Source organism: Flavobacterium cellulosilyticum, assembly GCF_004349355.1.
Lineage (GTDB): Bacteria > Bacteroidota > Bacteroidia > Flavobacteriales > Flavobacteriaceae > Flavobacterium > Flavobacterium cellulosilyticum.
This window is the reverse complement of record NZ_SMFK01000006.1, coordinates 127386-143619: the sequence shown is the minus strand read 5'-3', so window position 1 is coordinate 143619 and position 16234 is coordinate 127386. Positions and strand designations below refer to the sequence as shown.

The window sequence follows — 16234 nt, the reverse complement described above, 5'->3', positions numbered from 1 at the left end:
TATTATAAAAGTTGAGATAGAATGTTGATATTATCGGGTAACCGTCCTACATTTTGCAATTTTAAAGCGGCTAATTTCAAGGCAATACCCAAACATTCATCAATCGTTTTTTCTTTGATAAAAGCAAATAAAAATCCAGACCAAAAAGCATCGCCAGCTCCAGTAGAGTCCATTACTTTGTCAATTTTAATTGCGGGTAATTGAATGATTCCTTTTCCCTTTTGAGATAATTTGACGCCTTTACTTCCTAAAGTTAAGCATACAATATCGACACCTTCGTTATGAAAAAAATTAAAAATATCTTCATGCGGAAGTTCCTTTTCGAAAAGACGCATCATATCGTCTTCACTAATTTTAATCAAAGGATTAAAGCTGCAATAGGTTTTAATTACCTGAAAAGCTTCCTCTTGACTATTCCATAATTTTTTAGCATAATTAACATCTATGCTCAATTGACAGCCTAGTTTATAAGCTTCTTGTGCTTTCTTTAGGATTGTTTCTTGGGCAGGATTTTTACTTAATGCAAAGCAAGTAGTATGAAATATTTTGGTTTGAGATAAAATTTCCGCAGTAATTTGCTCTTCATAAATGCAGCAATCTGCTTCACGATAGGGAATAAAATCAGGTGTTCCATCTGATCTTGATACGAATATTACGCTTGTTGATTTATCTTCTAAGACATTAACATGATTTGTATTTAGACTAACACTTGATAATCTTTCCAAGATATAACTTCCAAAACCATCATCTCCTACTGAAGCAATTAATGTAGTATTCAAACCTAATCTCGTAGCATTCATGGCAACATTGGTAGGTGAACCTCCTAAATACCTGTGGTAATCTCTAGTTTCGTTGATAAGTACACCTTCTTGGTGCCCAATAAAATCTACTAAAACTTCTCCAACGCAAAGTATGTCTATAGTTTCCATCGTATTATTTGTTGAATCATTCATCGATAGTCACTTTTTTTGTTTTAATAAATAAAGTGCAAATTGCACTTATAACTAATAATATACCTGCAAATGTTATGGCTAACCTAGCATCATTGTTCAGAAAATGTTTCATAATATAGCCAAAAGTTATCGTTTGAATAAACATAGGAATTACAATCATCATGTTGATAATTCCCATATAAACTCCGTAACGTTCTTTTGGGATGTCATTTACAACCATTAAATAAGGAATTCCCATCATGCTCGCCCAACCAATTCCAAAGCCAGTAATTGCCGGGAATAAAAGGTATTTGTTTTCTATATGTGGGAAAATTAAAAACCCAATTGCAGCTAAAACTAAACAAGAAAAATGCACCATCTTTGGCGAATATTTTTTTGCAAAATAAACCAATCCAAATGCACATAAAAAAGTTACTACATTGTACCATCCGTTTACTAAACCTGTCCAACTTACTGCTTCTCCGTATAATTTCATGTCTTTTTGAGGGCTTGTATGCCAAACTGAAAGCGCGATACTTTTGGATGAATTTTGCCAGTAACAAAACAAGGCGTACCATTGAAATAAATATACTAGTGCTAATTGCCACATTACTTTTGGCATGTATTTAATAGCTGAAAGTATATCAATAAAAGGAGTGAAAAGATGTAATGGTTCCTCTCTTATTATTTTTAATTCCTCATCCGTTGGAGGGATTTCTTTAGTGGTATGAGAACTCCACCAAACAGACCCTATAGAACAAACAGCTCCAAGAAAAAAGGAGGCAAAAACCCATGTGGGTAATTTACCAGTAGTTCCAATAAAAATTAACGGAAAAATAAATAGTGAAACGTTTGCCAAAGTTTGACCAAATCCAGTAAAGAAACTTTGAGCTTGAAAACCTGTGGGTTGCTGTTCTGTGTCTAACGTGTCTGCAATAAAAGCTCTATAGGGCTCCATGGCAGTATTATTACCGGCATCTAATATCCATAGTAAACCTGCGGCCATCCATAAAGAACTACTAAATGGAAAAAGTAATAAAGCAATACTACACAATAATGCTCCAACAAAAAAATAGGGTTTTCTTCTACCACCAAATTTGGGAGACCAAGTTTTATCACTCATTGCTCCAATTATAGGCTGAATCAATAAACCGGTTAATGGACCAGCAAGATTCAGTAAAGGCAATTGATCTGGACTAGCGCCAAGAAAATCATAAATGGGGTTAACGGCACTTTGTTGCAAACCAAAACTATATTGAATTCCAAAAAAACCAACATTCATGTTGATAATTTGCCAAAAGCTTAATTTTAATTTCATCAATTTCATTTATATTATTTAAATATAATTGTAAAATTGCTAATTAAATGTAATATAGATATAATAACGTTTTCGGAAGTGACGAAAACGTTTTCGAATCCTTAAAGTATTTTTAAATAAGTACTTTAAATTTTACTCAAATGGTAATATTATTTGGGTTTCCCAGGATAGGTCATCACCACCATTAAAAGGATTGGCAAGAAAATGCTCAAGAGGTTTATTTGCTAATTTAATATTTCTCTGTTTGGCATAATCTAGGAGGGTAAACCAAGCTCTATCTGAAGTCCTATAATTTCCATAATAAGTTGCCTGTAGTCCTTTTATAGCAGGAATTATTTTAAACTTTACATTGTCATCAGGAACATATTTTGTGTTTTTAGGTATTGGAAAACAATAATTAAAACTAACAATCTCTTTATCTTGATCCCAATTAGTAACCTCTAAATAAGGACGAAAACCGATTATTTTTATTTTATTTCTATCTAAATATCCCACAATTTCAGCATCATATCCAATCATAGTTTGGGCCTTTTCTTGCATAGAACTTTTCAAAGAAATATAGGCTACATAAATTTCTTTAGATGATTTTTCACCATCAATTCTAATTTTAAAATTGCCAATATGATCTTCAAGACCCGTTTTAAATGATTTTATTTTATTAATTTGTTCTGTTTTAAATTTTGATGGAACAAATGGAAGTGCAGTTAGCTTATTGTAGTAGGAATGATTTAAATCTTTTATTCCAACTGAAACATTAGTTATAGAATCGTTAATTGATTTCATATTCCAAGTATATTCTAACTCTTCATTCCCTTTTTTCATCCGTTGTTTGATGAAATCAAAATTTCTCTTTTCTATAACAGTATAAATTTCATTTTGATTTTTAGTTTGAATTGCCGTCCATTCCATAATTCCTTGAGAAATAGTTCCTGTAGCGGCATTAACTTTAAAAGTTATGGTGTAATCTGATTGCTTTAATAAAAAGTACCAACCTAAAAACGACAGTAAAACGACAGCTATTAACCACTTTAACTTATTATTCATTATATAGATTTGATTTATTTAGATTTAAAAAAATTAATAGTACTATTAATATATGTTCCTATGTTTGTGCCTTGAACTATTCCGTTTTCAATTGCAGATCTGTAATGTATTCCTCCATAAAACCGACTCATAGCAGCTTCTTTTGAAGCTATATTGAATGAAGAAAAAGTCCTATTGGGTAAGCCAAATTGTAATTCGGTATCATCTGTATATGAAAAATTATCGCCAAAAATAGAGGTTAAAATATTTGATGATACTGTAGAAACGACAGAATGTCCACTTGTGTATTCAGGAAATGGTGGTGTTTGTAGGGCAGGTTTCCAGTTTTCATCTATATGTTGATTAATTACCGTTTCTGGTCGAATCACATTGCTTCTAAATTTTTCGTCCCAACAGCTAATAAATGCGTCAAACATACCGATCGACGTCTTGGTGTAAGCAAAAACTGTTTTGTCAAAATCAGCTTTGGATTTTCGACAAGCAATTTTTGTAATTCCTATCCAATGTGCTCCTGGAGTAATTTTCTTTTTAGCAAACATCATATGGCCTTGACTAACTGACACATAGGGATTGCAGTCCCAAAACTGAGCCATCTTAACCTCACTACATCCATCACCCAAATTTTTCATTTTCATACTAATGTCATAAACCTCTTGCACTTGTTTGAAAAAAGGGGAGTTTTTATCCAATGAAAAGGGTAGAGCAGGGATTGGTTTAAATTGTGAGGCGGAATCTAGTACTAAGGTTCTTATTTCACCCCAATGTGGTTCTATCGCATCCATATATGCTGGAGGCGTTGGTTGCCATCTACTGGGTTGATTTGCAAAGACAGAAAACTTAGACATCGTACGGGTTTGTTTGTATTTGTCTTTATTCATCCATTTTACGATTCTTTCGGCTACTTTAAGCCCATATTCTTTTGATTGCTCAAATTCAGTCGAGTTTTCATCTTGCCATTTTTTATACAAACTATCTCTAAATTTCTCGACTATTTCTTCAGAAAAAACCAATTGCTTACTCACTTCCATATGAGCAATTATGGCTGCTAACGGTTGGTTTACGCCACTTTTTGGGTCTAATACTGGAATAGAATCTAATCCGTTTAATTGATGTTGCAAACTAGCATATGTTTTATTATTTTGTGCAATTACTTCATAAGCTGCAATATTTGGATATACAAATATTCTACTAGCAACTGGAGGGGAGAAAATATCATGGATCATTATTTGAGTAATGTTTTCAATAGAAGCATGATATTCGTCAGTGGTAACTTCAATATGGTTTTCTTTTTTGCATGAAATAAAAAGCAAACAAATTCCGATGATATAATATATTTTAAATTTCATTTCGAGTATTTATAAAGGGTAATTACTTTTTTATTTTAATTTATAGACATTGGTATTTCATATACTTCTGCTTTTTTATTGTTGATTGTAACCAAAAGATAGTTTTTACCATTGAATTTTAAAATGTCTAAATGTCTAACTGCTTTTTGAGTTAAATCAATTCCTATTTGATTTCCTAATAATATAGTTTTTTCATTTTTTATTAAAGCTCCTGAAAAACCATCAAAGCGGCTGTGATATGGAGTTACGCCAAAATAATTTCCAGCGGCAAAAATATCGTCTTGTCCATCGCCATCAAAATCAGTTTTAGCAAAACAGGTTATAGGGCTTACTTGCATTTTATTCGAGAAGGGAACAAAAGTAAATTTACCGTTGTCATTTCTTAAATAACCCGATTTTAAATTGTGAACTTCATACAACTTTGCTTTTGCTAACATTTTTGGGTCAAAAACTTCCTCAACTGTTTTTCCTGCAAAGGATTTATAAGTTTTAAATTTCTTTTTTAACATCCCACTAAATTCTTCAGTTAGTTCATCTAACCCCAAGGTTGTGTAGTATTTGCCATTTTTTTCGATAGTAACAATTGTTTCGAAAGTGTCATTGGCATCAAAGTCATCGAAATACATTTTCATTGGGAATTCTTGAGAAGCCTTAAATTTTGAATTCATTCCCCAATTACCTACTAAATAATCTAAATCACCATCATGGTCAATGTCAAATGCACTAATAGACTGCCATAAGCCATTTTGATTACCGGGCAAAAGACTTTCAGTAACATCTTTGAAGTTTCCCTTAATATTGGCAAAAAATGTAGGTTTCATCCATTCTCCTACAACAATCAAATCGAGGGTTCCGTCATTATTAAAATCAGTAACTACGGCATCAGAAACCATTCCTATTCCCGCAAATGTTTTACTTTGAACGATAGAAAACACCCCTTTGTTATTGTTTAATAAATAACAATCTGGCATTTTACCAAAACTATTATATTTAGAATTGTTTCCTATAAACAGGTCTAAATCACCATCTTTATCATAATCAATCGCTTTTATTAAAGTCGCGTTCATTGCATTCGTGTCTGGGAAAGTACTTTTAGTTAGTGCATTTCCTAAATACAATCGATGAACTAAATCAGCAGCATATTGACCACTTCCTGATGCAACTAGTAAATCATTTTGTTTGTCTCCATTAAAATCACCAACAACAGCCGATGCATCTTCATAAATAGAATCTAACTTAATTGAAGGATAAGATTTTTTTGAAAACCCTTTTTCGTTTTGAAGGTAAATAGCGGCTAATTTTCCCTGTGAACCACCAAAGAAAACATCGTCTTTGCCATCATTGTTTAAGTCGCCAACAACTGTTGCAGGTCCTCGATCTGAACGCTGATAGGGAATTAATTTTTGAGCAGTAAAATCGACAAAGTCATTTTCTTGATGATTGAAATCGATTCCTAAATTGGTTTCTGATTTTTTAAAAACAGGTAAAATTGCTGGATGTAATTTTTTATAATCAAATGTTTTTCGGTTTGTATTCGGTTTAATTGTTAGCGTTTGATTTGTTTTTACATTCTTTAATGTTTGTACCGTTTTGTCAGGCCATATTACAACCAATGAATCAATGTTGCTTATTTTTCCGTATCCAAAATGAATTAGTGGTTCCGATGAAGATTGAAATCCTCGGGTGGTTTGCAACTCCTTATATTGCAATTTCCCTTTGTAATATGAAAATACTTTTGTTCCAATTCCAAATGTGTTTTTTCCTTCAAAACGTAAATTTATTTTTAAATAATTGGCTTTTTCATTCGTTTTGTTGATGTAAATTGAAGCAATATTGTTTAGATTATTTGTCACAACATCTAAATCACCATCATTATCTAAATCTCCATAAGCACTTCCGTTTGAAATTATGGAATCATTCTCAATCCAATCAGCTGATTTGTTATTAAACATTAAATCTTTCGAACCTTGAAAAATATAATTTGTAACCTTGCCATTTGGCATTTTTCTTAACGCTTCTTTATCTAATAATTTAGTTGAATTAATTTTAGTTTTTACTTGATCATTCGATAGGTATTTCACGTAATCCAAATCATTTGGTCGTTTTGGTATTCCATTACAAACAAAAATATCTTGTTCTCCATCTTGATCATAATCTGCAAATAAAGTGCTCCAGCTCCAGTCTGTTGCAGCAATTCCGCTTAATAAAGCAGTTTCGGTAAAATTATTTCCTCCTTGATTTATTTGTAACATATTTCTGGTGTATTGATAATGATACCCTAGTTTTTCTGTTCTAACTTTTAGCATTTGTACATTATCATCACCTAAAGAAGATTTCAAAACTTTTTCACTTTCCGGAAGCATGTCTAAGGTCATAATATCCGGAAAACCATCATGATTGACATCAGCAACATCGAGACCCATTGAAAATCTAGCAGTGTGACCAAAATGGTTTTTTAAGCTTTCTGTAAAAGTACCATCGCCATTATTCAAGTAGTAATAGTCATCCTCATGAAAGTCATTGCCCACATAAATATCCGGATAACCGTCTAAATTAAAATCAGAAATTGCAAGCCCAAGTCCGTATCCATTGGCACCACCAAAGATTCCTGCTTTTTCACTTACGTCTACAAATTTGCCATTATCATTTCGGAATAATTTATCGCCGCATTCATAATTTCTTTTATTTCTAATGGCCGCATTTCCATAAGATTGTTCAGTATGAACAGCATGATTTAATAAATACATGTCTAAATCACCATCACCATCATAATCTAAAAATGCAGCTGAAGAACTATAATTATCTAGATCCAAGCCATATTCTGCAGCACTTTCAGTAAAAGTATTGTCTTTGTTATTAATAAATAACTCATTGTGACCTTCAAACCCATTAATTCCCACCACGGCGCAAACATAAATGTCTACATATCCATCTCCGTTAACATCAGCCATAATAGAACCGGTTTCCCAATCACTTTGACCTTCTATACCCGCTTTTTCACTAATGTCTTCAAATTTGTTACCTCCTTTATTGAGGTATAATTTATTTTTTCCTTGATTTGATGTAAAATAAATATCAACTAATCCATCGTTATTGATATCACCTAAAGCAACTCCACCTCCATTGTAATAATAGAGATAATCTAAAATTGATATCTTTTTAGAATCCAATAATTGATTGTTGAATGTAATGTTACTTTTCGATGGGTCTAATTTTTCAAATAGCAAATCTTGTTTTTTTGAACAACTGACAAACAGCAATGTGGCTAATAAAAGACTATAAAAATTATTCATTAATTTCAAATGTTTTAGGTGTTCCATCATTAATTACCGCGATAATTGAATAAGTATTATTCTTGTTTTTTATTTTTTGAATGTGTTTCACTTCTCCTTTTAAATAAAATCCGGATTTAGAATATGATGTCCAAGTATAAGTTCCTTTTTTGTTGCCTAATAAAACACTTCCATAATTAGAGTCCAATCTACCAAATTGGGGCTTGAATTCATATTGATTTCCACCAAGTATAATATCTAAAATTCCGTCTTTATTCACATCTATAGTGCATATGGTATTCACACTCGAAAATTGTACTTCTTTTGGTAATGCTTTTACTTCAAATTTTCCATTTCCTCTGTTAATTGCAATGATGCTTTCTTGTGTATTTGCTATTTTTTGAATTGCATTACTTATTATTTCTTTTGAAAATAATTCTGGAAACGATTTCTTAGCATATTCATCATAACTCAAATTTTTCTTTTTTATCATCGGAATTTGTTTTGCCAATTCAGATTTTAAATGAACAGGTACATCTTTTCCGTCGATTGTTCTTGTTGTAATTTGTTCAATTGTACCATTAGAATCAAAATCATTTACAAACATTTTCATTGGGTTTGAAACAGTTGCTTTATAAGATGTATTTGTCCCTTTATTGCCTAAAATCAAATCTTTTTTGCCATCATTGTTCAAATCGACACAACTAACAGTATTCCAAAAACCAGGATAATTAGTAAGATCTGATTTAAATTCAGCTAATCTTCGACCTGTATTTTTGAATATAATTGGGGCCATCCAATCGCCAACAATAATTAAATCTTTTTTACCATCGTTGTCAATGTCTTCCCAAACGGCATCAGTTATCATTCCAACTTCATCCAGTTTAAACGCTTTTTTGCCAGTGATATTGGTAAAATTTCCTTTCCCATCATTTTCTAATAACAATTGTTTTGGAATGATTCCATATACACCAGGAACGCTTCTGCTGCCAATAAATACATCTATATCACCATCATTATCAAAATCATATGGGGCAATTACCGACACATTATTATTAGTAGTTGGTAAACTAGATTTGCTCTTGGTAAATAATCCTTTTCCATTATTTAAATACAATCTGTTTTTATAATTTGCTTGATCAGCCTTTTCATTTCCTCCAGAACCAACTAATAAATCCAAATCTCCATCGCCGTCTGCATCAAAAAAACTTGCGGCGGTATCTTCATAATTTATATCAAAATCTAAGTCTTTTTGATTGGTTACAGTACAAGAATTATTGCCGTTATTTAGGTAAATTTTACCAGCTTGTCCCTTGGCTCCGCCAATATAAACATCTTCATTTCCATCACCGTTAATGTCGCCAACGGCAAGTGATGGTCCTTCTTGGGAAAGTTCTTTTGATATTAAACCTTCGTAATCAAAATCGATATACTCGTTTTCTTTGTGAGCTAAAAAGTTGTTTTTCTTTTCAATAAACAATGGTTTTGGCTTGTCAATTTTTTGAATATAATTGAGTTTGGCATCAGTTATATTCAAATTATAAGTGGTATTATTTACTACTTTTTTCATAGTTTGGAATTTACCATTAGGCCAGATAACGTGTAAGGAATCTATTTTTTTTGTTCCAATTCCAAAAGTCATCACATAATCAATTGAGGATTGAAATCCTCTTGAAGGAATTAATTCCTGACGAATTATTTCCTTTCCTGAAAATAATTCCACAACACTTCCTATGGCAAATTTATTTTGATTTTCTCCCTTTAGTTTTACTTTTATAAAATGATTTTCTTTCTTTTTATCTGAATTGTTTTTATAAACAAAAGCGTTCATGTTTACGTTATTTACCACTAAATCAAGATCCCCATCGTTGTCTAAGTCACCGTAAGCAGCACCATTCGAAAAACTGGGTGTGTCTAAACCCCATTTTACTACTTCATTTGTAAAGGTAAGGTTGTGATTATTTTTATAGGCATAATTTGGAATAGGTGTACTGGGCATCTTAGCAATGATAACTTCCATATCTTCTTTTTTACCAGTAACCACCATTTTTTGCAAAAATTCATTTGCAAAAAAGTCCATAAAATCCTGATTAGTTAGGTCATTGAAAATACCGTTACAAACATAAATATCTTTATAACCGTCATTATCCATATCAAATAATAGCGCGCCCCAGCTCCAATCCGTTTTTGCTATTCCAGCGTAATTGGCTATTTCTTTAAATTTATTGTTTTCATCATTTATTTGCAAAGTGTTTTGCATGTATTGATTGTAGAAGTCTAGATTTAATTTCCTGGTGAATAAATCATAGTTATCAAAATTGGTAGTCTTTTTTAGACGCTCATCATTTTCTGGTAACATATCAGTTGTAAAAACATCGGCTCTACCGTCATTGTTTATATCGGCCATATCAGCTCCCATTGAAGATTGACTTATATGAGATGTCCATCCTTCAATTTGTTCCGTAAAAGTTCCGTTTTTATTATTGATGTATAAATAATCTTTTTCATAAAAATCATTAGAAATGTAAATGTCTGGATACATATCCCCATTGACATCTCCTACAGTAACGCCTAAACCAAAACCGATTAAGCTTCCGTATATTCCAGCAGCTTCACTAACATCGACAAATTTTCCGTTATCATTGCGCAGTAATTTGTCACCACCTCCTTTTAAAATAGTTGCAACATCCCAATTTTTATCACGTAAATCTCTTTTATTGGAATAATTTAAACTACTTACTGGTATAAAACTATTATTAAGAATATAACAATCTAAATCTCCATCTCTATCATAATCAAAAAAGGCTGCATGAGTTGTGATTCCTGTATCTGCTAGATTATATTCCTCGGCCTTTTCTGTAAAGGTTAAGTTGCCATTATTAATATATAATTGGCTTTTTCTAATAGAGTTAATATTGTTTCCCGCATTTGAAACATAAATATCTAATAATCCATCTCCATTGATATCGACCATATTTACTCCTGTTGACCAGGATTTAGGAAGATCAATTCCTGCTTTTTTTGAAATGTCTTCGAATTTTAAATTCCCTTTATTTAAGTACAGTTTATTATCACTTAGATTGGAAGTAAAAAAAATATCGGCTAAGCCATCATTATTGATATCGCCAATTGCAACACCACCACCATTATAAAAATTACGGTATTTGAATATATTCATATCCTTGCCGTTTTTCACTTCGTTTTGAAAATCAATTCCAGTTTCAGAAGCGTCTAATTTGGTAAATAATGAATCTGAATTGTCTTTAGAACAATTTATAAAAAGTAAGGATAGGAGAAAAAATAGAAATCGGTTTAACATCTTAGTTATGAATTAATATAATTATATGGTACTAAATTATGTTATTTTATGGTTATAAAAAAAATATAATAATCTTAAATTGATTCATTTTTTATAAATGAAGCTCCAAAAAAGGCTACAAAAATCACGTTGGTTCTATTGTAAAATAACAAAGAGGGTAGTTGAATACCCTCTTTTTACTAACTAAAACCAACTAAAAGTTATAAACAATTACTAATTTGCATATCCAGGATTTTGTCGAATATTTGGATTCAACAAAGCTGTAGTAGGTATAGGTAACAATACTCTAAAAGCTTCAGTATTTTTCATTGTTGCTCTTGAAGTTGTATAAGTTCCGAAACGAATCATATCATTTCTTCTCCATCCTTCTTCCCACAATTCAGTTGCTCTTGCTTTATCTATATTAGGTATTGTTGATAAATTAATTACTGTAGTGATTCCTTGACGAGAAGATAATAAAGCGGCAATAGAAGCGGTAGTAGTAGTACTTGTACCACCTCTTACAATAGCTTCAGCTTTCATCAATAATGCATCTGCATAACGGAATAATACATAATCATTTTCAGGTTTCTCCATATTAGATACATCTGGAATGTATTTTTGAGGACGAATACCCCATCTTTCAAGCCAGTTAGCACTTACGATTTTGCCATCTGCAGGTAAGCCCGCAAGGTCACTTTGGAAATCCAGTGGCAATGAGCCGTTTTGAGCTCTTGTAGTTAAAGGTTTAACGCCTCCTTTGTCAAATTGTTGTCCTCTGCGCATTCCAAGGGGACTTCCGAAAGCTGCAATAACAGCTGCGTCATTATTTTTAATACGTCTATCAGATGGGTCAAACTTGTCGTAATATTCCTGTAACACTGAAAATCCGTTCCAACCACTTGGAATTTGATTGTAATGAGCACTCATATACCATCTTGATTTTATTCCATTTATTCCCAATCCCGCTACCGCATCAACACCAAGAACGTTTCTTGAGGTTAAAATTAACTCTGGACAGGTATTGTTTGATGGCTTAAAGTTATCCCAGTAATCAGGAGCTAAAGTAGTAGCGCTAGAAATAGCATCCACGTATTGAATTACTTTATTCATATTAGCTACATTGTTTGCATTAAATCCCGTGTGAGAAGGCATATCATACACGGCTTTATTCAAATAAATTTTAGCTAACAAAAAGTTTGCCGCATCTTTACTCGCAATTGAAGGGTCAGAAGTGTTTTTTGCTGGCAAATTAGGCAAGGCTTGTTCAAGCAAAGTAATAATTTGTGCTGTAGCTTCAGGAGAAGTCCATGCTTTAGGGAAATCATCTGGATTACTACCTGCTTCTCTATAAGGTACCTGCCCATACAAATCGATAGCATTATAGTAATAAAACGCTTTCAAAAATTGGGCTTCTGCTTTCTTAGAAGCTGGAATTCCTTTGATTGCTAATGCTAAATCGCAACTATAGACACTTGATAGCATTTGTTTCCAAGCAGAGTTAACTTCTCTACTATCTGCAGTCCATGTATGAAAATGATCTTGCAGCCAAGCGCCACCATCACCCCAGTCACCTGCACGAGTTGGTACAATTATAAAATCCGTAGAGACCTCTGACACTGCAAATATTCCGTCTTGAGTCTCAAATTGTTTCAATCCATTGTAAGCGGAACTTAAAACAGCATCTGGATCTGCGGTTGAAATATCTGTTGCATCAAGAATTTTTTCATCTAAATTAGTACAACTAACTCCAAGAACTAAGGCTCCTGCAAAAATGCTGTACTTTATAAAATTATATTTTTTCATTTTTACTCTAATTAAAATGTTACGTTAAGGCCTATTGAAAAAGCTCTAGATTTTGGATACGATAAATAATCTATACCTGCTGAAGGAATACCATTTAAAGTTTTGTTAGTATCAACTTCTGGATCGAATCCTGAATAGCTAGTAATAACAAATAAGTTGGAAGCATTTACATAGATACGAGCTGATTTCATTTTAAAACGCTCTAAAGCATCTCCTTTAACAGTATAACCAAAGGTTAAATTCCCCATTCTAATAAAGTCTCCTTTTTCAAGGTACTTGGTAGATGGTGTATTAGCATCAGATCTCGATTGAACTGAATTTGCCACTGCTGGAGTTACGTTTTTACCTCCCAATTGATTCTGGTAGAAAAGAGCGACATTGGTATTGTTAAATAAATAATGTCCGAAATTTCCATATAAAGATGTTGAGAAATCAAATGCTTTGTAAGCCAAACTTGTTGAAAAACCGGCAGTCATTTTAGGCAATGGCTGTTTGTCTAACATTTTTAAAGCGCCGCCATCTGCATATTGTGAAATCCCATTTGCATCATATCCAGTAAATGTTGGAAGATAGTATGTATATAAAGGGTATCCATCTTGTATTCTTTGTACATAAGAATCAGTCAAACCTGCTCCAGCAATAGAACCAACATTATACACGTTTGATGCTCCTAGATTTTTAATATTATTTGATAAGAATGCCATATTTCCAGAGATATCCCATGATAAATCTTCAGTATCAATTATTTTATAATTTAAAGTAACTTCTACTCCTTGGTTAATTAGATTTGCAGGTAAATTAGTGTATTTAATACCTGCTGGAGATGGCTGTCCTGAAGTTGAAGGAATACCAACTATTAAATCAGTTGTGTTTTTGTTGAAATAATCAACAGATCCTGTTAAATTACCATGTATTAATGTAAAGTCTGTACCTACTCCGTAAGAAGTTGTAGTCTCCCATGTTAATTGAGAATTTGCATTATTTACAATATTAAATTGATCTGGACCATTATATTCAATGATACCTACAGAAGAGTTTCTTGGGAATTCAGTATTACCTGTTTTACCCACATTTACTCTTAATTTCAAATCATTTACTAATCCTTCTTTTCCTTCAACTAGTTTATAGCCAATACCCAAAGAAGGGAAATTTCCATATTTTTTTCCTGCTGCTGTTTTAGATGAACCGTCACGTCTTATGGTTAAATCTACATTTAATTTATTATATAAAGCTAATGAAATTCTAGCAAAAACAGATTGCATTTCAACTAAACCTTTATAAGAACCAGTTCTAGTTTCTGTTGGGATTCCACCTTCCATGTTTTCTAATAAATTAGTTTGTGAAGCTGCAAAACCTTTTGCACTAACAAAGCTACCATTAGAATTATAATTATAGTAAGAATATCCAGCAATTGCATTCAAATTAAAGTCTTTTGTAATATCCTTTGTATAAGTTAAATTATGCTCTATAGTTTTATTGACCCTTTGGTCAGTAGAAATAGCTGCTTGACCTCGATATGTTTTTAAATCTGCAGGATTTGTTGCTGTTGCAAAATCTTGAATGTTTAAATCTGGAAGTGCTTCTTGTTTTACGGTTGAATTAGAAGTCTCCATTCCAAAAACCATGTTGTATTTCAAATTATCAGTTATTTTGACAGTAGTTGAGAGACTTCCTAAGAATTTAGACAAATCACCATTATTTGAGTATGAATTTAGTATATGAACTGGATTAATATGGTCACCACTTACTCTTGTGTATCCACCTGGCATGGTAGCATCATAAACGGAATGTGTAGGGTTCCAATACAATGATGAACTTAATAAATCACCAATATAACCGGTGTTGTCAGTCAATAATCCTCTCTTGTCTTTGATGTTTGAATAAGATATACGAGTTTCTAATTTCAATATTCCATCTAAGAAATCATTTGAATTATATAAAGTTGCAGTATATTTATCTATTCCAGTATTTCTTATGATACCATCAGTACTAGCCATACCCAAGGATACTCTAGTGTTAGATTTATCTGTTCCACTAGAATAAGATAAATCATGATTCATAGTATTCCCTTTTTGTAAAATTTGTTTTTTCCAGTCGAATGCTCCTCCAAAATGATTTGCATCTTGACCTGGAGTTGCTGCTATAAATTCTTCGGTAGATAATACATTGAATTTTGAAGAATAACTAGAAGTAGAAAAAGAAGTAGAATAAGTCAATTCTGGCACTTTAGATTTTCCTTTCTTTGTTGTAATAATAATTACACCATTAGCACCCCTAGCTCCATAAATTGCAGTAGAAGAGGCATCTTTCAAAATAGACATGCTTTCGATATCATTTTGATTTATAAAACTTAAAGGATCTTTAGCTGATGAAGTACCGTTTCCTAAACTAGCACCACCAGAAGTTACATCACCACCAGCTAAAGGAACACCATCTACAACAATAAGAGGTCCGTTACCCCCACGTAAGGAACTGTTACCACGGATTCTAATTGAATTTGAAGCGCCTGGCTCACCACTTGAAGAAGTAATTTGCACACCCGCAACTTTTCCTTGTAAAAGGGATGCAGGATTTGTAGCAGCAACATTGTCAAATTTCTTTGAACTAATTTGATCAACTGCTCCAGTTGCATCTTTCTTTCTCACGGCGCCGTAACCAATTACGACAACTTCAGTTAATTCAGCTGCATCCGTTTTTAAAACTACATTAATTGTAGATTTTCCTGACACATTGACTTCTTGCGTTTTAGTTCCTACAAAGCTAATAACTAAAACTGCATTTGGCCCTACATTTTTGAGAGCAAATTTACCATCGAAATCAGTTTGTGCCCCATTTGTTGTTCCTTTTACTATTATAGAAGCCCCTGGTAGAGGACCGCTAGAATCGGATACTGTGCCTGACACATCTTGCGAATAGATCAGACTGGTACATAGCATGGTTAGAAACACCATCAAGCCTTTAAGTAGACTATTTTTCATACGTAAAAAATAAGTTTGGTTAGTAATATATTTAATTAGTTTAAATAACTATTCAAACCTAACAAATAATTTATGATAATATTAAGAAACCTTTATCGAAAACGTTTTCGGTACTCCGAAAACGTTTTCGATTTGATAATTAATTATTTAAAAAATAAGTGATAAAATTACACTTTACATAAAAAAAAGTTATATTAAATAAATATATATCTAAGTAATACAAGTTTATTACTTTTTTTA

The 16234-nt window shown here is 32.3% G+C and carries 8 protein-coding genes; all 8 read right to left on the bottom strand.

The features are described from left to right. Positions 1-2: 2 nt before the first annotated feature. On the bottom strand, positions 3-953 hold the full coding sequence (locus tag E0F76_RS11275) for a carbohydrate kinase family protein (protein ID WP_246022044.1): 951 nt from the start codon (positions 951-953) through the stop codon (positions 3-5). Next, positions 946-2259 carry an MFS transporter gene (locus E0F76_RS11270; protein ID WP_132005764.1) on the bottom strand — a complete coding sequence of 438 codons (1314 nt, stop codon included), beginning with the start codon at positions 2257-2259 and terminating at the stop codon, positions 946-948. The genes E0F76_RS11275 and E0F76_RS11270 overlap by 8 nt, the downstream gene beginning before the upstream one ends. Before the next feature lie 123 nt (positions 2260-2382). Further along, positions 2383-3294, bottom strand: coding sequence for a hypothetical protein (locus E0F76_RS11265; RefSeq protein WP_132005761.1), 912 nt, complete (start codon positions 3292-3294; stop codon positions 2383-2385). Positions 3295-3308: 14 nt separating this feature from the next. Beyond that, positions 3309-4640, bottom strand: a complete 1332-nt coding sequence (locus E0F76_RS11260; protein WP_132005758.1) for a vanadium-dependent haloperoxidase — start codon at positions 4638-4640, stop codon at positions 3309-3311. A 35-nt stretch (positions 4641-4675) separates the two neighbouring features. After that, entirely contained in the window at positions 4676-7933 is a 3258-nt protein-coding gene (locus E0F76_RS11255) for a VCBS repeat-containing protein (protein WP_132005755.1), read from the bottom strand. Then, positions 7926-11231: an FG-GAP-like repeat-containing protein gene (locus E0F76_RS11250; protein ID WP_132005752.1), complete on the bottom strand. Its 3306-nt coding sequence runs from the start codon at positions 11229-11231 to the stop codon at positions 7926-7928. The genes E0F76_RS11255 and E0F76_RS11250 overlap by 8 nt, the downstream gene beginning before the upstream one ends. Positions 11232-11444: 213 nt before the next feature. Continuing rightward, a complete protein-coding gene (locus tag E0F76_RS11245) occupies positions 11445-13016 on the bottom strand; it encodes a RagB/SusD family nutrient uptake outer membrane protein (RefSeq protein WP_132005749.1) in 1572 nt (523 codons plus the stop codon). An 11-nt stretch (positions 13017-13027) separates the two neighbouring features. Next, on the bottom strand, positions 13028-15994 hold the full coding sequence (locus E0F76_RS11240) for a SusC/RagA family TonB-linked outer membrane protein (protein ID WP_132005746.1): 2967 nt from the start codon (positions 15992-15994) through the stop codon (positions 13028-13030). Positions 15995-16234 lie beyond the last annotated feature (240 nt).